This window comes from Hyphomicrobium denitrificans ATCC 51888, assembly GCF_000143145.1.
GTDB classification, from domain to species: domain Bacteria; phylum Pseudomonadota; class Alphaproteobacteria; order Rhizobiales; family Hyphomicrobiaceae; genus Hyphomicrobium_B; species Hyphomicrobium_B denitrificans.
In genome coordinates this window covers 394,074-417,415 of sequence record NC_014313.1, presented here as the reverse complement: position 1 = coordinate 417,415, position 23,342 = coordinate 394,074, and the positions used below count along the sequence as shown (strand labels likewise).

The 23,342-nt window shown below is 60.4% G+C and carries 20 protein-coding genes and 1 tRNA gene; 17 read left to right on the top strand and 4 right to left on the bottom strand.

The annotated features are described in order from the left end of the window. Positions 1-39 precede the first annotated feature (39 nt). From HDEN_RS01980 to HDEN_RS01965, 4 genes are all read left to right on the top strand, one after another. Positions 40-113, top strand: a tRNA-Gly gene (locus tag HDEN_RS01980). A gap of 404 nt (positions 114-517) precedes the next feature. Next, positions 518-3,439 carry an autotransporter family protein gene (locus HDEN_RS01975; protein WP_013214446.1) on the top strand — a complete coding sequence of 974 codons (2,922 nt, stop codon included), beginning with the start codon at positions 518-520 and terminating at the stop codon, positions 3,437-3,439. Positions 3,440-3,780: 341 nt separating this feature from the next. Next, positions 3,781-4,704 carry a glutaminase gene (locus tag HDEN_RS01970; RefSeq protein WP_041921499.1) on the top strand — a complete coding sequence of 308 codons (924 nt, stop codon included), beginning with the start codon at positions 3,781-3,783 and terminating at the stop codon, positions 4,702-4,704. Between the two features lie 140 nt (positions 4,705-4,844). Then, positions 4,845-5,252 carry a DoxX family protein gene (locus HDEN_RS01965; protein ID WP_013214444.1) on the top strand — a complete coding sequence of 136 codons (408 nt, stop codon included), beginning with the start codon at positions 4,845-4,847 and terminating at the stop codon, positions 5,250-5,252. A 94-nt stretch (positions 5,253-5,346) separates the two neighbouring features. Here HDEN_RS01965 and HDEN_RS18100 read toward each other — a convergent pair whose 3' ends face one another. After that, a complete protein-coding gene (locus HDEN_RS18100; protein WP_013214443.1) occupies positions 5,347-5,694 on the bottom strand; it encodes a hypothetical protein in 348 nt (115 codons plus the stop codon). A gap of 427 nt (positions 5,695-6,121) precedes the next feature. Here HDEN_RS18100 and HDEN_RS01955 point away from each other — a divergent pair, with 427 nt between their 5' ends. From HDEN_RS01955 to HDEN_RS01925, 7 genes are all read left to right on the top strand, one after another. Further along, on the top strand, positions 6,122-7,489 hold the full coding sequence (locus HDEN_RS01955; protein WP_013214442.1) for a hypothetical protein: 1,368 nt from the start codon (positions 6,122-6,124) through the stop codon (positions 7,487-7,489). Positions 7,490-7,628: 139 nt separating this feature from the next. Continuing rightward, on the top strand, positions 7,629-8,246 hold the full coding sequence (locus HDEN_RS01950; protein ID WP_013214441.1) for a ribonuclease H-like domain-containing protein: 618 nt from the start codon (positions 7,629-7,631) through the stop codon (positions 8,244-8,246). Between the two features lie 139 nt (positions 8,247-8,385). Then, entirely contained in the window at positions 8,386-10,308 is a 1,923-nt protein-coding gene (gene lptC, locus HDEN_RS01945; RefSeq protein ID WP_013214440.1) for an LPS export ABC transporter periplasmic protein LptC, read from the top strand. Between the two features lie 58 nt (positions 10,309-10,366). After that, the gene (gene lptB / locus HDEN_RS01940) at positions 10,367-11,233 is read left to right on the top strand and encodes an LPS export ABC transporter ATP-binding protein (RefSeq protein WP_013214439.1); all 867 of its coding nucleotides are present in this window, start codon (positions 10,367-10,369) and stop codon (positions 11,231-11,233) included. A gap of 46 nt (positions 11,234-11,279) precedes the next feature. After that, positions 11,280-12,812 carry an RNA polymerase factor sigma-54 gene (rpoN, locus tag HDEN_RS01935; protein WP_013214438.1) on the top strand — a complete coding sequence of 511 codons (1,533 nt, stop codon included), beginning with the start codon at positions 11,280-11,282 and terminating at the stop codon, positions 12,810-12,812. Between the two features lie 219 nt (positions 12,813-13,031). Next, positions 13,032-13,628, top strand: coding sequence for a ribosome hibernation-promoting factor, HPF/YfiA family (hpf, locus tag HDEN_RS01930; protein WP_013214437.1), 597 nt, complete (start codon positions 13,032-13,034; stop codon positions 13,626-13,628). Between the two features lie 95 nt (positions 13,629-13,723). Next, positions 13,724-14,188 carry a PTS sugar transporter subunit IIA gene (locus tag HDEN_RS01925; RefSeq protein ID WP_013214436.1) on the top strand — a complete coding sequence of 155 codons (465 nt, stop codon included), beginning with the start codon at positions 13,724-13,726 and terminating at the stop codon, positions 14,186-14,188. Between the two features lie 63 nt (positions 14,189-14,251). Here the strand turns inward: HDEN_RS01925 and HDEN_RS01920 are convergent, their stop codons facing one another. Then, positions 14,252-15,058 carry an undecaprenyl-diphosphate phosphatase gene (locus HDEN_RS01920; RefSeq protein WP_210160344.1) on the bottom strand — a complete coding sequence of 269 codons (807 nt, stop codon included), beginning with the start codon at positions 15,056-15,058 and terminating at the stop codon, positions 14,252-14,254. 131 nt (positions 15,059-15,189) lie between these two features. Between HDEN_RS01920 and HDEN_RS01915 the strand changes: the two genes are divergently transcribed. The 4 genes from HDEN_RS01915 (at position 15,190) to HDEN_RS01900 (ending at position 19,015) form a co-directional block, all read left to right on the top strand. Continuing rightward, on the top strand, positions 15,190-15,894 hold the full coding sequence (locus HDEN_RS01915) for a glutathione S-transferase family protein (protein ID WP_013214434.1): 705 nt from the start codon (positions 15,190-15,192) through the stop codon (positions 15,892-15,894). Between the two features lie 66 nt (positions 15,895-15,960). Next, entirely contained in the window at positions 15,961-17,073 is a 1,113-nt protein-coding gene (queG, locus tag HDEN_RS01910) for a tRNA epoxyqueuosine(34) reductase QueG (protein ID WP_049775366.1), read from the top strand. Beyond that, on the top strand, positions 17,070-17,933 hold the full coding sequence (locus HDEN_RS01905) for an SDR family oxidoreductase (RefSeq protein ID WP_013214432.1): 864 nt from the start codon (positions 17,070-17,072) through the stop codon (positions 17,931-17,933). The genes queG and HDEN_RS01905 overlap by 4 nt, the downstream gene beginning before the upstream one ends. 119 nt (positions 17,934-18,052) lie before the next feature. Then, complete coding sequence (locus HDEN_RS01900) at positions 18,053-19,015, top strand: hypothetical protein (RefSeq protein WP_210160335.1); 963 nt, start codon at positions 18,053-18,055, stop codon at positions 19,013-19,015. Positions 19,016-19,026: 11 nt separating this feature from the next. Here HDEN_RS01900 and HDEN_RS01895 read toward each other — a convergent pair whose 3' ends face one another. Next, positions 19,027-19,830, bottom strand: a complete 804-nt coding sequence (locus HDEN_RS01895) for an alpha/beta hydrolase (RefSeq protein ID WP_041921497.1) — start codon at positions 19,828-19,830, stop codon at positions 19,027-19,029. A gap of 17 nt (positions 19,831-19,847) precedes the next feature. On the opposite strand from HDEN_RS01895, the gene HDEN_RS01890 reads away from it, so the two are divergent. Together HDEN_RS01890 and HDEN_RS01885 are read left to right on the top strand one after the other, a co-directional pair. Then, positions 19,848-21,059, top strand: a complete 1,212-nt coding sequence (locus tag HDEN_RS01890; protein ID WP_013214429.1) for a glycosyltransferase family 4 protein — start codon at positions 19,848-19,850, stop codon at positions 21,057-21,059. A 196-nt stretch (positions 21,060-21,255) separates the two neighbouring features. After that, positions 21,256-22,068 carry a hypothetical protein gene (locus HDEN_RS01885; RefSeq protein WP_013214428.1) on the top strand — a complete coding sequence of 271 codons (813 nt, stop codon included), beginning with the start codon at positions 21,256-21,258 and terminating at the stop codon, positions 22,066-22,068. 41 nt (positions 22,069-22,109) lie between these two features. Here the strand turns inward: HDEN_RS01885 and HDEN_RS01880 are convergent, their stop codons facing one another. Next, a complete protein-coding gene (locus HDEN_RS01880; protein ID WP_013214427.1) occupies positions 22,110-23,189 on the bottom strand; it encodes an ELM1/GtrOC1 family putative glycosyltransferase in 1,080 nt (359 codons plus the stop codon). Positions 23,190-23,342 lie beyond the last annotated feature (153 nt).

Here is a 23,342-nt window from a genome sequence, read left to right as displayed (position 1 = left end):
CCCCTGAAATGTGCCAGAAACCGCGGCGGTCAAGCACCCGCGGGCGTAGTTCAATGGTAGAACGGCAGCTTCCCAAGCTGCATACGAGGGTTCGATTCCCTTCGCCCGCTCCAACGATTTCCAGACATCGGCGAGCCTTCCCCAAAATGCCTGAGCGCCCCCAGCTCAACGGCAACGAATCGCTCCGCCCCGCCTGATCGATTCAATAAAAAAGTCTGAATTCTCAAAAAAATCACAGCCTTAATTGCAACACGTAGCAAAACGGCAACATTCGGATTTAATTGCAGGGCGGATAATCTTCCAGGAACATATCCCATATCCGGCAGGCGGCGCCGCCCGATAGCAATATCGGACTGGACGACTTCTAACGGGGACGGGAATCCTAGGAAGCGACGATAGCAAACGTCGCAACCACAAAATCTCAGCGCCGGTCGAACACCGCCGCCCACGTCACTTCAAGGCAAAACCAACAAGAATGAAGCCAACCGGGCCGTTCCCGGGGGCAGGGGGGGAACTTATGCCAAAACACGTCCAAAAATCGAGCCTGCGCCGCAGACACATCGCACTGGCGACGCTAACCGCGACGCTCACGATGGGCCTTTCCCATCAAGCGATGGCAGCGTGCGTGGCAAGCTCGACGACCGGCACTGTTGTCGACTGCTCCGATACGAGCGAATTGCCGACGAGCGCCTTCCCCACCGTCTCAATCTCGGATTTTGGTTCAACGGTGACCAATCAAGTCGGCGTCCGCTTGACCACGAATGGCACCAACTTTGAAAACGAAACGACGATCGAGTCGAAGATTACGGACGTTGCCGGACCTCCCAACCGCTACTTCTTCAATGTTTATGGGGTCGCGACGACGGACATTGATGACTCCAACTGGACGATCAACAACAAAGGCGAAATTCACGCAGAGAGCGCCGGCCTCGGCAATCTCGCGGGCGTCGCTGTCATCGGCGATGCAGGTGAAGCCAGGGTAACGAACGCAGGCGAGATCAGCATCAAGCGCGGCGACTTCGACATCACCACCAACAGCGCAACGCAGTTGAGAGGCCAGGTCGACGGGCAAGACATTTATTGGTTTGCCGCGTCGAGCCGCAACAATCCTCCCAATCCCGCATCCTCAGGCTATGCGGCCTCCATCTGGATCCAAGAAGAGGAAAACGAGGCCGCTTTCATCGAGAATAAGGACGGAGGCAAAATCCTCGCTGAAGGAAAACTGACGGCCGGTATTTTTTCACGCGGCATTTTTCTCTCAGTTGAGAACGAGGAAGGTGGCCTGATCAGCGTCGACGGCGCTGGCGCGACGGCGATTGCGGCTCATAACGGTTCCGACGCCTCGGGAAATACCGCCATCATCGGCAACACATCGGTCATCAACGAGGGTGAAATCAAAGCCACCGGAGAGGGGTCGGCCGCGATTCAGATTTCGGACGTCAACGGTCTATTTCTCATGGCGTCGCGTATCGATGAAGGCACCGGCGCCGGCTACGACCCGTTAGCCATCACCGGCCAAGCCGGACGCCGCGACAGCACCATCATCAACAGCGGCAGCATCAACGGCGACATGTATCTCGGCGCCGGAAACCACGTCCTCGTCAACACCGGCGACATCGAAGGCAATCTCACCGTCGACCAGCGCCGTAATTTCACTTATGCGACGGGCGCGACCCAAGTCTATCGCGGCGGAGAAGGTCCTGCTGATGAAGACGATGGAGACGGCGATGACGGCGACGAGAGCATCTCGCGCGTCTTCAGTTCCATGTCGGACTTCCTCGCGGCCCTTCCAGACCACTATTTTGAATTCAACAACGCCAAGCCGTTTGACGGTGATGTCACCATCCACACCAATGTGACCACAGGAGACAGCAAGATTGTCCTGATGCCTCACATCACTGGCCCAGGCAGCGACTCGACCAATGACAATCCTTCGAAAAACAGCGGCTACATCGACGGCACTCTTTCAATCGGTAAGGATGGCACAACGCCCAACGGACAGGGCATCACCGTCAGCACGATCGCCACGACGACGACACTGAAGCCTGTGATCGACTCGACCGTGCGCAACAACGAGACATTCTTGGTTGCGAGCCATCTCTACGGCACCGAAGTTCCTACCGACATCGACAACAGTAATTCGGTTCTCGTCAAATGGTCGGCTTATCAGGTTGGAACCGGCATCGATGGTGCCGTTCAGAGCGGAGACGCTCTCGCCGTCAAGGCGTCGGTGAAGGATGCCTCAGAAATCGAAGGCATCTCCAAATCCGGCGCCGCAGCTATTAACGCTCTGATCGCCGCGGGAAGCGACGATAGCGCTGAACTCGGTGAACTCGGCGCCGCCGTCCAAAGTCTGACCGACGAAGACGATGTCGCCAAGGCGGGCAAGCAGCTATCGCCCGAGACGAACTTCGCCACGCAGCAAGCTGCGATCACGCTGAACAATGCCATCGGACAGCACATCGATACGCGTCTGAACTCAGTCGGAGCCACCGGCGCATCCCAGGGCTACACGAATGCGCCTTACGGCCTCGGGATGAAACCGCAGCAAACCGATCCCAATCGCTCGAACCTCGGCGGCAGCCTCAAGGACGATCCGGATTTCATCGCGCCGCGTAGCGCCGCTCTCTGGGGTCAGGCGTTCGGCGCAGGCATGAACCAGAACGAGCGCCAGAACGTCGACGCCTATGATGCTCGCATCTATGGCCTCATGGTCGGTTACGACAACTGGATCTCGCCGGGCGTGCGCGTCGGCATCGCAGGCGGCTACGCCAACACGCGCATCGACGGCGACGGCGACACGACCAAAAATAGCACCGATATCGATAGCTACCTGGTCGAGGCCTATGGCGCGATCAAAGGCTCAGGATGGTACGCGACTGGACGCACCGGCTTTACATGGCACGATTACGACACCGTGCGTGCAATGACGGAACCCCTCGACGATGTCGCCAAGGGAAGCCACAACGGCGATCAATTCAATGCCTCGATCGAAATCGGCGCGCCCATGAGCCACTCCGGAACGATCATTACGCCAGTTGCATCGCTCACCTACTCGCGACTGCATCAGGACGGATATTCAGAGACAAGCGATGGCGCGATGGCTCTTGCAGTTGGCAGCCAGAACAACGACTCGTTCGTGTCCGGATTGGGTGTCAAAGCGCTGGTGCCGATCGCCAACGACACGCTCATCGAAGGTCGCGCGCTCTGGCTGCATGAGTTCGCCGACAACGCTCAGATCGTAACCGCAAGCTTCGCGGCGGGCGGCGGCACGTTTACGGCTGCCGGACCCAACGTCGGCCGCGACAGCGCCGATCTCGGTATCGGAATAATTGCTGATATCGGGTTCAACTCGACGTTCCAGATCAACTACGACGCCAATGTTCGCGAAGACTTCCTCGCGCACGTCGGCTCGGCGCGTGTCGACGTTCACTTCTAGTTAGTCGCCCTCGTTATACTGCCAGCTGACCGGCGCTCCCGTCCGCCGGTCAGCTTTTCTTTTTTTCCGGCGATGAGAGATTTTCTTGTCTCGACGCCTTCCGAGGGCCAACCGCGCGTTAGCGCGAAATATGAGAATTTGAAGCGAAACGCCGCCGGACCCTGATGCTGCGGGGTCCGATGCGATGCACACACACAATTACAAGCGCCATCTGATGGCTTGCCACGCCAGAAACCTCCTTTATCTATTTCAGCTCGATATCTTCGATCCGTTGACCTCAAGCGGCGAAACTGCGATCGCCCTCGCCGAGCGAATAGGAAGCCGCGATTTTGACGATTGAAATGGCCGACCTCAAACGTCTCCTCGATACCGTGCGCGATGAGCTTCAGTCGGTGGACCATCCCGGCAAGGTTGCCGACTACATTCCCGAGCTCGCGAAGATTGATCCAAAAAAATTCGCGATTTCGATCACCAATCTCAAAGGCGAGACGGTCTCGACCGGCGACGATGTCGAACCGTTTTCGATACAAAGCATCTCCAAGGTCTTCGGCCTTGCATTGGCACTCGGCAAGGTTGGTGACGCACTCTGGAAACGCGTCGGGCGCGAGCCATCCGGCAGCGCCTTCAATTCAATCGTTCAGCTCGAACACGAACAGGGAATCCCCCGAAATCCCTTCATCAACTCGGGCGCCATCGTCGTCGCCGACGTCCTGCTCGCGGGCCACCGCCCGCGCGAGGCGATCGCCGAAATCCTGCGCTTTGTCCGGATTGCCGCCAACGACGACACGATCATGATCGACCCGGCCGTCGCACGCTCCGAGCAGGCAACCGGCTTTCGCAATTTCGCGCTGGCAAACTACATGCGCGCATTCGGCAACCTGAATCATCCGAGCGAGCTGACGCTCGGCGTGTATTTCCATCAATGCGCGATCGAGATGACGGCGCGGCAGCTTTCGGAAGCCGGCGTCTTTCTTGCGAACGGCGGCCGCGACCCGCGTAGCGGCTTGACGATCGTGTCGAAGGAGCGCGCCCGCCGCATCAACGCGCTGATGTTGACCTGCGGCCACTACGACGGTTCCGGCGACTTCGCATATCGCGTCGGCTTGCCGGGCAAGAGCGGAGTGGGTGGTGGAATATTGGCAATTGTTCCGGGAGAGGCATCCATCGCCGTCTGGTCGCCCGCACTCAACGCGCAGGGAAACTCATTGCTCGGCACGCGCGCATTGGAACTCATCGTTCGCGAAACCGGATGGTCGGCGTTCTGATCGGCGACGCCCCCGCATCGCGTTGTGCTCCATGCCGATCGCCCCGGGTAGCAGATGCGAGACGCGTGCCCTATAGTCGTTTCACTTTTGAATCACGAAACGAAATTGATTTGGAATAATCAAAATCTCGGAGTTTGCCGATGAATGAACACGCCTTGGAAGCTTGGGCGCCGCGGGTGCTCAGCATCCTCCGGATCGTGGCTGCCGTACTCTTTTTCGAACACGGCACGCAGAAACTGCTCGGATTTCCGGCACGGCCCGATGGCGGGGCGGGACCGGAAATATTCTCGCTCATCGGCGCTTCCGGAGTTCTGGAACTCGTCGGCGGCGCGCTGCTGATCCTCGGACTCTTTACGCGGCCCGTCGCTTTCGTGCTCTCCGGAGAAATGGCGTTCGCATATTGGATGGCACACGCACCCAAAAGCGCCTTCCCGCTTCTCAACGGCGGCGACGCTTCGATCCTTTACTGCTTCGTTTTCTTGTACATCTTCTTCGCCGGTCCTGGCCCCTGGAGCCTTGACGCGAAGCGCGCGGGCTCGACGTTCTGACCTGCGATCGACAGCGCATCCTGAAATGAAAAAGCAAGCGGGCGCTTTGCGCTCCGCTTGCTCTCAAGATCGATAAGTCAATAAGCGTTGGCGACTAGCAACCGCGACGCCAGACGCACCGGCGGTAGTTCGGACCACCCCAGCCCCAGCGCCACGCGCAATTGCGGCGAACGACTCCGCAGCTTCTGCCGACGACCACGCCGCCGCCGTAGAATCCCCAACCGGGACCATACCAGCCGCGACGCCAACGACGGCCGTTCCAGCCTGGACGGTACCAGCCGCGATGTCTCCAACCGCCGCCGCGATGCCATCCGCCGTGGCGGACTTGCGTGACGATGGAGTCGCTGGCGGGCGGCGCTACGGGAGTGATGGGTGCGGCCGTCGCGGCGCCAGACATGAAAATGGCTGAAGCGGCTACGATCGCGAAAGCAAGGCTTCTCATGAATCCTCCGGACCTACCTGATAAGCGTGCCCCTGCGTCGAACCGAGGCGCAGAATTTATGACAGATACGGAGCGAGTGCCATTTGTTTTCCGAGCGAATTGGTTTCAATTCCGTTTTTCGCGCTTCGGAATGATTCAATCGGCGAATTGGGAATAGGCTCCCCATTCGGCCTGATTCGGTCGGCATACGGAGTTCATCAGGCGTCAGGTTGCAAAGACACCCCAAAATATCACCAGCGCGGCAAGAGCGCTACTCGGCACTTGAAATGCCGGCGGGCGGCCGAAAACAGGCTGCATTTCAAGCTGATTTCGCACCTGCACGCGTGTGACAGCCTCGCGCACGCTTATCCAGCTAAGCACGAAACAATGCCTAAGGTCCGCGCACGCGTAGCCCTGGACACCCGCCTGACGATCGCCGGAGATAGATATGCCACCGCTCCATCAAGCCTCCGCACACACTGCGATCGCTCCCGGCGGCCCGGTGATGGACATCGCTAACGACAAAGCCGCCGCGCCCCCTTCCGCGCTCGATCTCCTGAAACTCGGGATTGAGAACGCGAAGATGGGGCAGCTCAATGCCGCCGCCGATGTACTCGCGCAATCCATCCTGAAGGACCCGCAGTCGGCCGAAGCGCACGATGCGCTCGCGACCGTTTTGCTGGCGTTGGACAACATCGAATATGCATGCAAGGCGAAAGCCAAGGCCGTCGGTCTTGGAAACAATTCCGCCGCCGACTGGGAACTGCTGGGCGATATGTTCGTCGCGCTCGGCCAGGCCGACGACGCGGCGAAGGCGTTCAGCACCGCTTTGGCGTTGCAGCCCGGCGGCTCACCCGAACTCGAACGGAAACTTCAGATCGTCGCGGCCGCCTCGAGCTTTGCCGCACCGGAAGTCAACGCCGCAGCGATACCGGCTGACGTTCCCGCCGCTTGGCACAACGTCAACCTCGTCACCATCGAACCGGAAGGCAATCCGCATACGGCCTCGTTCAGCGATCTCGTGTCGAGCTTCGAGAGCGCCCTCCGCGCGCTTGGCATCACGGTTCGCACACGCAAGAATGAAGTCGGCGTAGAAGGCGTCAATCTATTGATCGGCGCACACCTCATCGCATCGCCCGAAAGCGCCGACCGTATCCCAGCCAATACCGTGATCGTGAACCTCGAGCAGCTGCGCGGATTTAACATCGGCGCGCGCCCGGTCTACGCCGGCCTGATGCGCCGTCTGGCGGTGTGGGACTACAGCCCGCGCAACATCGCTCAGATCAAGAGCCTGATGCGCACGCCGTACGTCAGCCGCTTCAAGATCGGCTATACGCCCGAGATGACGCGTTGCCAGCCGCAGACGCCGACGACCGACGTGCTGTTCTACGGCAGTCTCAACGACCGCCGCGCGGCGATCTTGAAAGGTCTCCACGAAGCAGGTCTCAACGTGAAGCATCTCTTCAGCGTCTACGGCGCCGAACGCGATGCCGCGATCGCCGACGCCAAGATCGTGCTCAACATGCATTTCTATGAAGACAGCCTGCACGAAATTGGGCGCACGTCGTACCTGCTTGCAAACAGCAAGGCGATCGTCAGCGAATGCGGTCCCGACACCGAGATCGAGGACGACATCCGCGAGGCCATGATCGCCGTGCCCTACAAGGACATCGTCGCAAGCTGCGTCGCGCTGATCCGCGATGAGCCACGGCGGCTGGCGCTTGAGAAAAAGGCCTTCGAAATCTTCTCGAAGCGCAGCCAGGCCGAAATGCTGCACGATGCAATCGTGGCGACGACGTTTCCGCCCGTAGCCTGAGCTCAGCAAAGCGCCGGAACGATTGCAATCTCTGGGCATCGTTCCCCGAACGCGGCACGCACCGGCTTGACACGAGCCCGAAAGCCTCGCACGTCAGGCCCTCCTGCCTTCGAGCCCGCTGACTTGCCTGGGACGCCACATGACCGCAACGAAAATCAAACTCCATAAAGGCGATCTCCCTACCGGGCTGACGTTCCCGAACGGCATCGCCATCGACACCGAAACCATGGGTTTGAATCCGCACCGCGACCGCCTCTGCCTTGTGCAGCTCTCGGGCGGCGACGGCACGGCCCATCTCGTCAAGTTCGACGGCAAAAGCTATGACGCGCCGAACCTGAAAGCGCTGCTGGCCGATCCGAAGTCGCTGAAAATCTTTCACTTCGCCCGTTTCGACGTCGCCGTGCTCGAGCATTATCTTGGCGTCGTGACGAGCCCCATTTACTGCACCAAGATCGCATCCAAACTCGCGCGCACCTATACCGACCGCCACGGCCTCAAGGATCTCGTAGGCGAAATTCTGGGGATCGAGATTTCCAAGCAGCAGCAGAGCAGCGATTGGGGCGCCGCCGAACTGTCCGACAGCCAGCGGAGCTACGCCGCCAACGACGTGCTGCATCTCCACGCTCTCAAGACCCGTCTCGACGAAATGCTGGCGCGAACCGGCCGCCAGGATCTGGCCAAGGCGGCATTCGGATTTCTCCCGATTCGTGCAAAACTCGACCTTCTGGGCTTCGAGGACGACATTTTCGCCCACTGAAGGTTGCTCGAACCCGGGCAACACACGTCGCGGCCCCGGTTTTAGGGGCCTGAACAGTCCGGATTGCGGATGTCCCAAAGTCTCCCCAATTACGGCAGACATTGGGGCGACTTCTTGGGGGCGAAAATCATGAGCCGCGATGGCTGCCATATCTGACAGCACCGTAACGAGCGGCCGTGGGCGCGCGTCCGGCAGCAAAATTGTGTTCGCTGCCGATCGCACGACGAGCCGCCGCGTCGCGTCTAAACATACCAGGACTGTGCGGCGGTTGAAGGTTGTTCTGCCGCTGATCGCCGCCGGAACGATTGCCGTTTTCCTGATGACGGTTTTGAACGGCGTCGGCATCGGCCCGAAGATCGCCGACATCCAGATCCCGCAAATCGTCGCCGAAAATCTCAAGATGAAGAACCCGCACTACGAAGGGTTCCAGTCCGACGGCGGCCGCTACTGGGTCAAAGCTGAAACGGCGCAGCAGGATCTGAAGACGCTCACCGTCGTGCACCTGGACGGCATCACCGGCGACTTGCTCGACGTCAAGAAGCAGAAGACGCATCTCGTCGCCAAGCGGGGCACCTTCGACAACAAGGCCAATACGCTCGAACTTTACGACTCGATCAATGTTACGGGCGACGGCGGATTGAACGCAACGCTGACCCACGCCCTGGTGAGAACCAAGGAAGGCGTGATCACGTCCGACCAACCCTCGACGATCACGATGGGCGCCGGCCAGATCCTGTCCAATCAGCTGACGATCCGGCAGAAGACGAAGGAATATACCTTCGTCGACAACGTGCGCACGCACATCAAGCCGAAAGAGCAAGCCCCGTCCGCCGATCAGACGGCGCAGCCGACGCTCCCGTTCGGCAAATCCGGTGAACCGATCGACGTCGCATCGAGCCGTCTCGACGTCGACGACAACAAGAAGGTTGCGCTGTTCACCGGTCAGGTGACCGCAACGCAAGGCGGCTCTACCTTGGTCGCTCCGGAAATGGCGGTGACCTACGAAGGTCAAGTGACGCCGGAAGCGGGTGCGGATGAGAGCAAGCAGACACCGGCCGAAGGTGGAACCAAGGTCAAGCAGGTCGTCGCGAAAGAGTCCGTGACGCTGACGCAAGCCTCCGGTGAAACGGCGACGAGCCGAACCGCAACCTTCGACACGGCGGCACAGCTCGCCGTTCTCGAAGGCGATGTCGTGCTGACGCAGGGCGCGGACAAGAAAGCCGTTGGAGATCGCGCCGAATACGACGAGGCCAATCAGAAATTGACCCTCACCGGTCCCGTCGTCGTAACGCAGGGCCAGAACGTGCTCAAAGGCCGTCGCCTTGTCTATCATCGCGCCACCAGCAAGATGCAGCTGACGGCCGAAACCGAAACATCCGCCGGCCGGATCACCGCGCACTTCACCAAGCCAGCCGGCAAGCAGCCCGCGAAAAACGCCGACTCGGACGAAACGGGATCCGCCGAAGGAATTCCGTTCGGCCAAGCCTTCAAGACGGACCCCAACGCCCCTTACGACGTGACGTCCGATCGCCTGGATGTCGACGACAACGCGAAGACCGCTCTCTTCACTGGCAACGTCGTGACCGTGCAAGGCAACTTCACGATTCAATCCGGTGAAATGACCGCCTACTATACGGGCCGCAGCGGCCTCGGCATGTCCGACGACAAAGCCAAGTCCGGCGCATCGCTAACGCACATCCGCGCCAAGAAGGACGTGACCGTCGTCTCCAAGGACGGCCAGAAAGCCTCCGGCGATTGGGCGGAAGTCGACGTCAAGACCAACCTGGCGAAACTCGGCGGCAATGTCGTGCTGACGCAAGGAAAGAACGTCGTGCGAGGTACGAAGCTGCTCATCGACATGACGACGGGACAGGCGACGATCAAGACCGAGCCCACCGCGTCGAGTGAAAGCTCGATGGTCTCTGCGGGCGACGTCAGCAAAAACGGTCAAATCATCAAGGCCGACCGGCCGAGCGCAGTCTTCTATCCCGGTGAGTTCGGCAAAAAGATAAAGGGCGCTGCGGATGCTGTTGATGGCTGGCAAGCCCGTTCGTCACGTTGACCTCGACATCGATTTGAGACCATGTCCCGACAACGCGTGTTGCGTGGAGAGGCGATAAGTGTTCAAGGCCCTACCGATCCGCCTCAAATCGAAAGGCGCCGCTGCCGCGCAAGCCGGAGCGAACGGACACGCGCATACCAACGGCCATGCCCAGCCGAGCGCTCCGAGCGAAGACGATCCGCACGCCATCGGCGCCGAGGGCTGGCTCACCGCCTTCCACGTTAAGAAATCCTATCGCAAGCGAATGGTGGTGAAGGGCGTCAGCCTCGCGGTTGGCCGCGGGGAATCCGTCGGACTTCTGGGACCGAACGGCGCTGGCAAGACGACGGTTTTCTACATGATTACCGGGCTCGTCGCCGCCGACGACGGTCGCATCACGATCGACGGCGAGAACGTCACCAGCCTGCCGATGTACCAGCGCGCCCGTCTCGGCGTCGGCTACCTGCCGCAGGAAGCCTCGATCTTCCGCGGTCTGACGGTCGAGCAGAACATCATGGCCGTGCTGGAACTGATCGAGCCCGATCGCAAAGCCCGGCGCGAGCAACTCGATAGCCTGCTTGAGGAATTTTCAATTACGCGCCTCAGGAAATCGCCGGCGCTGGCGCTCTCCGGCGGCGAACGGCGGCGCTGCGAAATTGCCCGTGCACTCGCCTCCCGACCTTCGTTCATGTTGCTTGACGAACCGTTCGCTGGCATCGATCCGATCGCGGTTGGCGACATCCAGCAGCTCGTCCGCCACTTGACGGAGCGCGGCATCGGGGTGCTGATTACGGATCACAACGTTCGCGAAACCTTAAGTCTTATTGATCGCGCTTATATTATCTACGATGGTCAGGTTCTGACACAAGGCAAACCTTCTGAAATCATATCGAATGAAGACGTGCGGCGAGTCTACCTTGGCGATATGTTCGTTAATACGCGTTGAGTACAGCTGTCCGCAGAGTTTAGCCTACGGAGCAGCGGGTTAGCGCATGGCGCTTTCTGCAAAACTTGAGCTGAGACAGGGCCAGCAGCTGGTGATGACACCACAGCTGCAGCAGGCCATCCGGCTCTTGCAGCTCTCGAACATGGAACTGACCGAATTCGTCGACGCCGAACTGGAAAAAAATCCCTTACTGGAGCGCGAGGAAACGAGCGCTGCAGCGAAAACCTCGGATGATCCCGTATCGCAAGCCGAGGAAAGAACATCCTCGATCGATGAAGAACGCTGGCTGGATCTGAGGCAGCCCGTGCAGGATCATTCCGGCGGCCTCGACACCGATTTCGGCAACGTCTTCCAGGGACCGGGAACAGGCGAACCGCTCGGCGGCCCTTCATCGGGCCTCGGCTGGGCAAACGTTACGCAGCGCATGCATTCCGGTGGCGATGGCGATAGCGATCTCGAGGATTACGTCGCCAATCAGGTATCGCTTCGCGATCATCTCAACGCCCAATTGCCACTGACGATCGTCGATCCGGTCGAGCGCATCATCGGCCAATACCTCGTCGATCTCGTCGACGAAGCAGGCTACATCCCAGCCAACCTCGAGCCTCTGTCGGACCGTCTCGGCGCCCCGCTCGAGCTCGTCGAAAGCGTTCTCGACAAGTTGCAGACATTCGATCCGCCTGGAATTTTCGCGCGGTCGCTCGCCGAATGCCTCGCATTGCAGCTGAAAGATCAGAACCGCTACGATCCGTTGATGGCCGAGTTGCTGGCCAACCTCGACCTCCTCGGCAATCGCAATCTCGCGGCGCTAAAGAAAGCCGTCGGCGTCGATATGGACGAGCTTGCCGACATGATCCGCGAGATCAAGCGGCTCAATCCGAAACCCGGCTTGAAGTTCGGCTCCGTGCAAATGCAGCCGGTCGTGCCCGACGTGATCGTACGCGCCGCGTCCGATGGCGGCTGGCACGTCGAGCTGAACAGCGACACGCTGCCCCGCGTTCTCGTCAACCGCACATATTACACGCGCATCGCCAAGACCGCGACGAACGAGCGTGACAAGGGCTATCTCTTCGACTGCCTGCAAACCGCGAACTGGCTCGTGAAAAGCCTCGATCAGCGCGCGCGCACGATTCTGAAGGTCGCCGAGCAAATCGTGCGCCAGCAGGACAGCTTCTTCATGTACGGCGTGCAGCATCTCAGGCCGTTGAACCTCAGAACCATCGCCGACGCGATCTCGATGCACGAGTCGACCGTCTCGCGCGTCACCTCGAACAAATATATCGCGACACCGCGTGGCATCTTTGAACTGAAATACTTCTTCACCTCGGCCATCGCATCGGCCGCCGACGGCGAAGCTCATTCGTCCGAGTCCGTTCGTCACCGCATCAAGCAGCTGATCGACGCCGAGCACGCCGACGCGGTTCTCTCCGATGATCAGCTTGTCGACCGGTTGAAAGGCGAGGGCATCGACATCGCTCGCCGCACTGTCGCCAAATATCGCGAGGCCATGCGCATTCCGTCATCAGTTCAGCGCCGCCGCGACAAGCGGCTGGTCGAAAGACTAGGCGGGGCCGGTTGATGCAGATCAGAAACAACGCGTTGATTGAACTATATTTTTTAGGTAATTTTATACTCCAAGCGTGATTTGACAGCGATCCGCTCACGGCCTAACGCTTTGGCGAAATAATGGGCTTGTCGCCGACGAACGCACTTGCAATCGTGTATCGGGAACGTCGCCAAATCGCGGCGTGGGAATGCACGTAGAAAACAGCCCAGATTTCAGCGAGTGCAGACATCCATGACAATCCAAATAACCGGAAAGAATCTCGACGCAGGAAACGCATTCCAGGCTTACGCCAGCGATAAGATTCACACGGTGCTGAACAAGTATCTGGACCGCGTGCCCGATGGGCACGTCCGGCTGGAGCGTGAGCGCGGTTTCTTCAAAACGTCATGCTCCGTGCGCTTGACGAGCGGTCTGCTGCTCGAAGCTCACGGCGAAGGCGACGATGCCTACACCAGCGTCGATTCCGCGGCGCACCGTCTCGAGTCCCGCGTCCGGCGCTATAAGAGCCGGATCAAAAATCATTCCTCTCCGGAAGCAGCCGCGCGCCGCAAGATCGACATGGAAGCGCGCGACTATGTCGTGAGCGTAGGGGAAGAGGATCAGCCGGAGCATCACGACGCGAATCCGCTTATCATCGCTGAAGGCCAACGCAACATCGGCCACATGACAGTCAGCGAAGCGGTCATGCAGCTCGATTTGTCTGAAGCGCCTTTCATGATTTTCAAGAATGCGGCCCACGGGGGGCTGAATGTCGTTTACCGGCGTAACGATGGTAACATTGGCTGGATAGACGCAGAAACGGCAGCCGCTGCAAAACCTGTAGACTGAGGACAACCGGATCTTTGATCACCAGCGCCGGCCGCGAGAGTGGGGCGCGTCGCAAGACGCGATTGGCTCGGCGCTGTTTTTTCTATGGAGCCTAGATGAATATCGAGGACATGCTCGCCCCGGACGGAATTGTTCCGCGGCTGAAGGCAGAGGACAAAAAGCAGGCGCTTCAGGCGCTGGCGACCAAAGCCGAGGCCGCAACGGGCGCTCCAGCGCATGAGATCTACACCGCTCTGTTACAGCGCGAGCGGCTAAGCTCCACAAGCCTCGGCCGTGGGATTGCGATACCCCACATCAAGCTCCCTATGGCCAAGGCGATTACCTGCCTGTTCGCACGCCTCGAAAAGCCCATCCCATTCGACAGCCATGACGGCGAGCCTGTCGACCTGCTGTTCTTCCTGCTCGCGCCCGAGCAGGCCGGCGGCGATCATCTGAAAGCGCTCGCACGCATCTCGCGTTTGATCCGCGATCCGGCAACGCTCGAAGGCCTTCGCAATGCCAAGGATGTCAACGAATTGCGTCTCGTGCTGACGAAGCCGCTGACATCGAATGCCGCGTGACCCTGTCGCTCGACAAATGTCTTCAATAAAAAACGCCCCGTTCGCGGGGCGTTTTTTTATGCATCAATGCAGCACCGCCAGCGCGCCGAGCCCGACGCCGCCGACGAGAAGCCGCCACCAGCCGAAGAACGACAATCCGCGGCGCGCAATGAAATCGAGCGCATAGCGCACGACCACGACACCCGCGACGAACGCAGCGACGAAGCCGATTGCGATCATTCCGACATCGTCCGGCGTGAGAATCGACCAGTTCTTGTAAAGATCGTAGGCGAACGCGCCGGTCATCGTGGGCATGGCGAGAAAGAACGAGAATTCCGCAGCCGTGCGCTTGTCCGCGCCGAGAAGCATCGCGCCGACGATCGACGAGCCCGAACGCGACACGCCCGGGATCATCGCGAGACACTGGCAGAACCCGATACCCAGCGCACTGAGCAACGGAAGATCCATCACGTCATGATAACGTGGCTTCAGCGGCAACCGGTCGATGAACAGCAAAACGATGCCGCCGAGCACCAGCGCGATGCAGATGATCAGCGGCGATTCGAACAGATAATTCTTGATGAAGCTGTGCGCGGCTGCGCCGATGACCGCCGCTGGCAGAAAGGCGATGAGCACCGCCAGCACGAAACGCCGCGACCTCGCATCGCTCGGCAGCGCGGAAACGAGATGCCAGAGACGGCCGGAATAAACCGTCAGCAGCGCCAGGATCGCGCCGAGCTGAATGAGCACCTCGAACGTCCGGCCCGTCGATTTGACACCGAGCAATTCCTCCGTCAGCAGAAGGTGCGCGGTCGATGAGACCGGGAGAAACTCGGTCAATCCCTCGATCAGCCCGAGCAGCAAGGCTTCCCAAGAATGCATGAAATCTATTCCCCCTCAGGCACAACCGCGGGAGCGTTAGCAGAATTCGCCTCCGCGCCATAGCTCCGGTTTTGGCACTGATGCCTTCGAATCGGCCTAGGCCGAAGGTATAGTCGCTGCGTCGCAATCGAAGAGGCCCGATGCCCACACGCTTGACACAATACCGGCTTTGCCCGCGTTCCCGCTCGATCCGCCTCGCGCTCGCCGAATACGGCGTCGAGGTGACGCTGCTCGACGAAAATCCGTGGGAATGGCGGAAAGGCTTCCTGGCGAAAAATCCGGCCGGCGAGATGCCCGTTCTCGAATACGACAACGGCCTGACGCTGTGCGGCGCTTATTCGATTTCAGAGTTCATCGGCGACGAGCCCGTGCCAAGCGCCTCGGTCATGGGCCCGAAACCGCCGCCGCTATTTCCCGGCAATCGCGAGGACCGCGCCGAAGTTCGCCGTCTCGTCGACTGGTTTCACGGCAAATTCGACCGCGAGGTCTCGCGTGAACTGCTGAACGAAAAGGTTTACCAGACGATGCAGCCGTCGGGCGGCGCAGCCCCCGATCCCGCCATTCTGCGCGCCGTCCGCGCCAATCTTCGTTACCATCTCGCCTATACGGGTTATCTCGCCGATGCGCGGCGCTGGCTGGCGGGCGACGATTTGAGCTTTGCCGATTTCGCAGCGGCGGCGCATATCTCTATCGTGGACTATCTGGGCGAGATGCCCTGGCACGAGTATCCCGCGGTCAAGGCTTGGTATCAGAAGATCAAGTCGCGGCCGTCGTTCCGCGCGCTCCTTGCTGATCGCGTGCCGGGCTCCTCGCCGCCGCTCGCGTATTCGGACCTCGATTTTTGACCCGTAGTTTGGCCTTGGCCGTTGACCGTGCTCGATAGCGTTACCGCCGCAACTGACCTGAACGTCATGCTCCGCGACGAGGCGCGCAAGCTCGGCCTCGACGCTATCGGCATCGCGCGGCTCGACGCCTCGGGCGAGCTTGCCGAACGGCTCGATTATTTTCTGAAACATGGCCGCCACGGCGACATGGACTGGATGGAAGAGAACGCCGACCGGCGCGGCGATCCCAATCGCCTTTGGCCGGAAGCGAAAAGCGCGATCATGATCGGCCAGTCTTACGCGCCGCCCGACAACCCGCTCGATGCCCTTGCCGAGCGCGACCGCGGTGTCATCTCGGTCTATGCGAAGGGCCGCGACTACCACGACGTCGTGAAGAAAAAAATCAAATCACTGGCGCGCACCTTCGCGGCGAAATCGGGCGCCGACGTCAAGGTCTTCGTCGACACCGCTCCATTGATGGAGAAGCCGCTCGCGATGAGGGCGGGCCTCGGCTGGCAGGGCAAACATACAGTTCTTGTTTCGCGCGAGCATGGCGACTGGCTCTTTCTCGGCGCGATCCTGACGACGGCGGCCCTCGCACCGGATGCCGAAGAAGTCAGCCGCTGCGGCTCCTGCACGCGTTGTCTCGACATCTGCCCGACGAAGGCGTTTCCGGCTCCGTATCAGCTCGATGCACGCCGCTGTCTCGCCTACCTGTCAATCGAGCACAAAGGTCATATCCCGCTGGAATTTCGCGAGCCGATGGGCAATCGCGTATTCGGCTGCGACGACTGCCTCGCCGTCTGCCCGTGGAATAAATTTGCCTCCGCCGCGACCGAGATCCGCTTCGCCGCGCAGCCCGCGACCGACAACCCGCCGCTTACCGATCTGCTGGCGCTCGACGATGCCGCGTTTCGCCAACGCTTTGCGGGAACGCCGGTGAAACGCACGGGACGCAACCGCATCATCCGCAACACGCTTATCGCAGCTGGAAACTCCGGCGATCGATCGTTGCTGCGCTTGATCACACCGCTATTCGAAGACGAGTCTCCGCTTGTTCGCGCCATGGCGATCTGGTCGGCAAAACGTCTGATGCGCGAAGAAGAGTTCGCACCCTTTAAATCCCGCTACGAAGCGCGCGAAGCCGATCCCGATGTCGCGCGCGAATGGGCTCAGCCCCTCGAAGGACATTCCGCATGAACCGACTTTTTTGCTTCGGCCTGGGCTACAGCGCGGGCGTACTCTCGCGCCGCCTCGCCGCAAAAGGCTGGAGCATTTCCGGCACTGCGACGACCGCTGAAAAGGCGGAAGCCTTGAAGCAGCACGGATACGAAGCCTTCGTATTCGACGGACGCGAACGCGATTCCGCCATCGCCGATGCACTCAGCCGATCAACGCACATCCTGCTGTCCATTCCGCCCGGCGAGGACGGCGATCCGGCTTACCGCGTCTACGCATCGGACATCGCTGCGAGCCCCTCGATTGCGTGGATCGGATATTTTTCTTCGATCAGCGTCTACGGCGATTCAAAGGGTGAATGGGTCGACGAAACGACTCCGCCGGGGCCCGTCACGGACCGCGGCAAGCGCCGCCTCGACGCCGAGAACGCCTGGATCGAACTTGGCCGCGCGAGCGGCAAGACGATTGTCGTCCTGCGCCTCCCCGGAATTTACGGTCCGGGCCGCAGCGCCATCGACCAGCTCCGCGCAGGCAAAGCCCGCCGGATTTTCAAACCCGGCCAGGTCACCAATCGCGTCCACGTCGACGACATCGCAACTGCAACCGAAGCCGCCCTCGGGCTTGCCTCCGGCATTCACGTCTTCAACGTCACCGATGATTTGCCCGCCCCGCCTCAGGACGTCATTGCGTACGGCGCGGAAATTTTAGGCGTCCCCTGCCCGCCAGCCACCGATCCGACCGACGCTAGCCTGTCGCCGATGGCGCGCAGCTTCTACGCCGAAAGCAAAAAAGTCTCGAATGCGCGCATGAAAAACGACCTGGGCGTCAAGCTCGCATATCCCACCTACATCGAAGGCCTTAAAGCCATCGCCACTTCATAATTCCGAATTTTTTACGATCGTCACACGTTCTCCGCCATTCCGCCGGAATGAGGCATACATATGCTCTCATCGACGCCGCGCACTTCGAGCGCCGGCGTTTCGAATGCGGGCGAATTATTATGCGGGCTATCGTTGTCATAAGCACCGTGCTGACCATGCTGGCAGCGTCGCCCCTATCATCGCGCCCGGCAGCGGCCGAACCCATCGATCCGGCGCAGGCCATCGCGCAGAAATTCATTGATGCCGATCGAGCGGCACCCGCGCCGCCGCGCGCCAAGCCGAAGCCTGCGCGCATCACAAAATCGGAGCCGACGGCACCCGGCCTCGACTACGAAACGGAGATGCTTGAAAACGCACGGGCCGAGCAAGCCGAGCGCCGCAAAGTAATTGCAGAGCCCGCTCCGCTCGTGATCGCGCAGCCTGCTCCCTCCGCAGCGCCGGAACCCATCGTTAATCCGCCTCCGGCGCCGCCACAAACAACCGAACCCGCCGCGAAACCGGTCGCTCCCGCTCAGCCGGCTATGATCCAGCGGCGTCAAACGGCCGATACGAAAGCAGCAACTGTGCCGGACGCTGTGCCCGCACGTCCTGACACGCGTGCGACCGTGCTGATCGTGCTCGATCCGGACGACACCGAGCAGGCGCACGTGAAATCCGATCCGATCATCTGCTTCGACCAGCAATGCTGGATTTCGAACGGCTTGGATTCGCCCGCCAAACCGATGCCGCGCTCCGAGGCCGTCGCGCTCAAGACGACGGAAACGCCAACCGGCGACTCTTGCAGCGGCAAATCCGCCTGCGCATTTCGCAACGTCGCGTTTCAACCCGAAACCCAGATCCAGGTCGTCGAGGTCGGAGAAAGCCGCGGCGTTTCCGATGGCGCCTATACCGTTGCCGCAGATTCCACATGCCGGAAGCTCAACGGCGATCTGACGTGCGATAATGCGCTTGTAACCCACGCATTCCGCATGTGGGTCGTGCCTGAAATGACCGCACAACAGGTCGGAGCATCGGCGCTCGAGGATGCCGTCGCGGAAGGTCTGCAAGACAGCAACAACGACAATTCCGCCGACGGCAAATAACGGCGTCGCCGCTAGATGAGCTTGCCGATTTCATCGAACAGCAACGCCAGATCCTGCGGCCGCGAGAGACGATGCTCGCCGTCCGCGATCTCGACGAGTTTGACATGACCGCCGGTTAGAAATTCCGTTAGCTCGCGCGTATGCACAGCCGGAACATCCGGATCCTGCAGCCCCTGGAGGATCGCGATCGGCCGTCCCGGATCGAACGGCTCGCGCGCCAGAAGATGCTTGCGACCATCCTCGATCAGCCCGCGCGTGATCGGATACGGCGAACCATAAGCCGACGGCTGCTCATATACGCCGCGTTCGAGAATGGCGCGCCGCGCTTCATCGCCGAAGCGCTTCCACATCAGCTCTTCCGTCATGTCCCACGCGGGCGCGATGAGAACCAGCCCTTTGACGCGCTGAGCATCCGCCGGCTGCTCGCGCACAAGCTTGCGCAGAAGCAGCAGCGCGATATGCCCGCCCATGCTCGACCCGATGATCACCTGCGGGCCCGACGTGACGCGCGTGAACACCGCACAGGCTTCTTCGAGCCAGCGTCCGATTGTCCCGTCCGTAAACGGCCCATCGGAGACGCCGTGCCCCGAGTAATCGAAACGCGTCGAGGAAAGCCCGCGCGCCGCAGCCCATTCCGCAACGGCCACAGCCTTCGTCGAAGCCATGTCGGACATAAAGCCGGAAAGCCAGAACAGCCCCGTCGCGTTTGCGGTGCCGGAGACCGCCGTGCGATAGGCGATGCGGCGCTGTCCCTTGCCGTCTCCAACGATCAGCGTTTGCGGTTCGTCGCCTGGCACCTTAAACAACCTCGTCATTTCGATTGGAGCGATTCATGGGCCGTGAGCTCATGGGCCTGAAGCGCCCTACCATATTGCAGATCATTCCGGAACTCGCCACCGGCGGCGCCGAATTGTCGGCGATCGAGATCGCCGCCGCCGTCGTTCGCGCAGGCGGACGCGCAATCGTTCTGAGCGAGGGCGGACGCATGGCAGATCGCCTTGCCTCAGTCGGCGGCGAGTTGGTGATCTTCCCTGCAGCGACGAAAAATCCGATGAAGCTTCTTGCCAACGCCACCGCGATCGAACGCATCGCGCGCAAGGAGAACGTCGACCTCATTCACGCGCGAAGCCGCGCACCGGCGTGGAGCGCGCTCATCGCAGCGCGGCGCGCGAAACTGCCGTTCGTCACGACGTATCACGGCATTTATAATGAGAAAGGCCGCGCCAAGCGCCTCTATAATAGTGTCATGGCGCGCGGCGATATCGTGATCGCAAATTCTCGCTACACCGCCGACATCGTGAAGAAGCGCTACGCCACTCCGGAGGAGCGCATCCGCGTCATTTATCGCGGCGTCGATCTCGATGCGTTCGATCCCGCAGTCGTTTCGGCGGAGCGCGTTAAAAAATTGCGCGACAAGTGGGGCGTGGCCGACGACCAGCGCATCGTTCTGCACGCCGCGCGCTTGACCAAATGGAAAGGCCAGGGCGACGTCATCGCAGCCGCCGCGCGCATTCGCGACAAGGTCCGTGATTGCGTTTTCATTCTCGCGGGCGACGCCCAAGGCCGCGACGACTATCGCCAGGGACTGTTGGACCAGATCGCGAGCACGGGGCTCGAAGGTATCGTACGCCTCGTCGGCCACGTCGATGATATACCCGCAGCCTTCTCAGCCTCGCATATCGCATTCGTTGCATCGAACGAACCAGAGGCTTTCGGCCGCGCCGCTGCAGAAGCGCAGGCGATGGCGTGTCCCGTGATCTCGACCAACATCGGAGCGCCGCCCGAAACCGTACTCGCACCGCCGCGCGTTGCTGCGAGTGATCGAACAGGATGGCTCGTCGCACCTGGCGATATCGACAATTACGAAAGCGTACTGCTTGAAGCGCTCTCGCTCGGCGACGCGGCACGAGCCGAAATCGGCGCACGCGCCCGCAGACACGTGATGGAAATGTTCTCAACGTTCAAAATGCAGCGCCTGACGCTCGCCGTGTACGATGAGCTGCTGAAAACGTCGATGCAGCTCACTTTTGCCCGTGGCAATTGAGAAACAGTAGCCGCCGACACAACTGCAAGCCCATGAAGCGCAAACGAATTCGCGGCATTGTACGTTAGGGAACAGCGCGCAAGAAATCGCGCACTTTCCGCGCACATTCCATGAAATCGCCCACAAGCAGGTCTGCAAGTTCCACCGTCGCGCCAGCAGGCGCACTGTTGAGAGCTTTCAGGGGAGACAGCTTGTTATGGCAATGCCCGAAACGCAGTTTGCAGAAAGCCATCTCGTAGCGAACACGCGCGCCGATCGAATCTTCGATCACATGATCGCAAAGCTTCACAGCGTTCCGCTCGAAACCGATCCCTACTGCCACTATTACGGCGCCGGTTGGTTTCCCGATGACTTTTATGCGGACATGCTCGCGAACTTCCCTGATCCGAAACTTTATGAGCCGCTGAACATGCGCCTCTACGTTCGCCCGGACGGAGAGAGCAGTCGCGATCAGTTTCATCTGACGGAAGACGCAATCGCCAAGCTGCCGCCAAAGTCGCAGCAAGTCTGGCGCGACCTCGTCGACGTCGTGACGCGCCCAGAATATCGCCGAGCGACATTCGCAAAACTCGCGCCGGATCTCACCAAGCGCTTCGGCATCTCGAAAGACGCCGTCGTGGACAAGGCATGCGCGTATGAAGTTCGTCTGGTGCGCGACACCGAGGATTACAAGATCAAGCCGCACTGCGATGGCTTGAATAAGATCGTCACAACTCAGTTCTATCTCGCGCCAGACATGAGCCAGATGGATCTCGGCACATCGGTCTATCGCCGCCACAAGAAATTATTCGGCAGCTCTTTTGAAGAGTTGAAGCGCTTCGAATTCCGTCCCAACAGCGGCTACGGCTTTGCCGTCTCGGACTCTCGCGACAAACAAAGCTGGCACGGACGCGAGACATTGAGCAACTTCAAGGGCGTTCGCAACACGCTCATGGTGCTGTTCCAGCAGACCTCGCCAAACAGCTACAACGGTTCGCCTCGAACCGACAAAGCAGCCGCGGAATACTGAAACGCAATAAAGAGAACCGCTCGAACTGCGGCCGCAGAAGCTTATGCCTTAACGCGCGAACCATCGGCCACGCGCGTTGGCGTAAGCAGCCCCGGCTGACGCTGACGGAATACGTCTGCCAGGAGATCGAGCCCGTTTTCGACGAGCGGCCTGATCGAACGAAGCTTCGCCAGCACCGCGTTCGGCGCAAGATCGGCGATGCGCATGGTATGCAGCCAACCGTTGCTTTCGAGGAAGCCGCGATATTCGAGTTCGCTCGCGTCGAGACTGAAAACACTCGGCGTGATGGCGATCGTCGGACGGCGCAGCCATACCGACTCCGAGACCATCGAGCTGCTGTCCGCCGTACACAGGATCGCCGACGAAGCCGCATAGAGCGCGCGCAGCGTGCCATTTCCGGACGAGCGCACGTCGATATACTGATGGATCGCGCTATCGCTCTCTTCTGCGAGCCGGACGAGCGCGTCGCTCAACTTCTGCGGCGTTCGCCGCGAGTTGGAGACGTAGAACGTCGTACCCGTCGTCGCATGCATATCGCGCATGAAGCCGACGAGCCGCGCCAGATCGGATTCCGAAAACGTGATGCTGGACGTGTTGCCGCCGATCAGAACGCCGATCAGCGCCGGGGGTTGGCTTTGCGACAGCGCCGGCTGGATCATGGAATCCGGATCGATCGGACTTGGCTTCATTGTCCGCACGTGCCGCGAATGGGTCGCGACCTTGGCGTGAGACGTGAACACGAGGTCGAAATTGTTGACGTCGTAATGCTTGCCCGAGCCGTAGAAATAATTCGGCGCATCGAAGAGGCGTGAAAACGCAACGTTCGCGCCAAGGGTGTCGCCGCCCCCCGACGCGACAAAGTCGGCCCCGCTTACGGCGTCGGGCGTCAGTCCGTATCCGAGCCGCAGCACAACCTCGGGACGAACGCCCCGGTTGCTGAGAAATGCCAGGAAGCGCGTCGGCGTCCATCTACGCTGCGATATTTCGAGCCGCGTAACCTCGACCGGCCGCAGGCGCTCGATTGCCGCGACCAACCCTTCCGCCAGGTGATAATTCCCTGGGCGGCCGTCGGAAATGAGTAGGCCCTTGAGGGGTTCCGCCGAACGGCCGTCCGATTGCATCTGAAAATCCAATAGCTAGTGGGCGGACATAGCCGCCCGATTGTGACGTTTTATGGATTAAGCTTGAACCCCTTTTAAGGAGCGTTGTATTCACCCGATAAGACTTGACTTTACACCGCGCCTTAAGAATCTTGCGCCGGGATGCTCGAATCT

Bases quoted from the DNA above. Each gene is read 5' to 3' on its own strand.
- HDEN_RS01975 (WP_013214446.1), top strand. From the start codon at position 518: ATGCCAAAACACGTCCAAAAATCGAGCCTGCGCCGCAGACACATCGCA.
- HDEN_RS01970 (WP_041921499.1), top strand. From the start codon at position 3,781: ATGGCCGACCTCAAACGTCTCCTCGATACCGTGCGCGATGAGCTTCAG.
- HDEN_RS01965 (WP_013214444.1), top strand. From the start codon at position 4,845: ATGAATGAACACGCCTTGGAAGCTTGGGCGCCGCGGGTGCTCAGCATC.
- HDEN_RS18100 (WP_013214443.1), bottom strand. From the start codon at position 5,694: ATGAGAAGCCTTGCTTTCGCGATCGTAGCCGCTTCAGCCATTTTCATG.
- HDEN_RS01955 (WP_013214442.1), top strand. From the start codon at position 6,122: ATGCCACCGCTCCATCAAGCCTCCGCACACACTGCGATCGCTCCCGGC.
- HDEN_RS01950 (WP_013214441.1), top strand. From the start codon at position 7,629: ATGACCGCAACGAAAATCAAACTCCATAAAGGCGATCTCCCTACCGGG.
- lptC (WP_013214440.1), top strand. From the start codon at position 8,386: ATGGCTGCCATATCTGACAGCACCGTAACGAGCGGCCGTGGGCGCGCG.
- rpoN (WP_013214438.1), top strand. From the start codon at position 11,280: ATGGCGCTTTCTGCAAAACTTGAGCTGAGACAGGGCCAGCAGCTGGTG.
- hpf (WP_013214437.1), top strand. From the start codon at position 13,032: ATGACAATCCAAATAACCGGAAAGAATCTCGACGCAGGAAACGCATTC.
- HDEN_RS01925 (WP_013214436.1), top strand. From the start codon at position 13,724: ATGAATATCGAGGACATGCTCGCCCCGGACGGAATTGTTCCGCGGCTG.
- HDEN_RS01915 (WP_013214434.1), top strand. From the start codon at position 15,190: ATGCCCACACGCTTGACACAATACCGGCTTTGCCCGCGTTCCCGCTCG.
- queG (WP_049775366.1), top strand. From the start codon at position 15,961: ATGCTCCGCGACGAGGCGCGCAAGCTCGGCCTCGACGCTATCGGCATC.
- HDEN_RS01905 (WP_013214432.1), top strand. From the start codon at position 17,070: ATGAACCGACTTTTTTGCTTCGGCCTGGGCTACAGCGCGGGCGTACTC.
- HDEN_RS01900 (WP_210160335.1), top strand. From the start codon at position 18,053: ATGCGGGCTATCGTTGTCATAAGCACCGTGCTGACCATGCTGGCAGCG.
- HDEN_RS01895 (WP_041921497.1), bottom strand. From the start codon at position 19,830: ATGACGAGGTTGTTTAAGGTGCCAGGCGACGAACCGCAAACGCTGATC.
- HDEN_RS01890 (WP_013214429.1), top strand. From the start codon at position 19,848: ATGGGCCGTGAGCTCATGGGCCTGAAGCGCCCTACCATATTGCAGATC.
- HDEN_RS01885 (WP_013214428.1), top strand. From the start codon at position 21,256: ATGGCAATGCCCGAAACGCAGTTTGCAGAAAGCCATCTCGTAGCGAAC.
- HDEN_RS01880 (WP_013214427.1), bottom strand. From the start codon at position 23,189: ATGCAATCGGACGGCCGTTCGGCGGAACCCCTCAAGGGCCTACTCATT.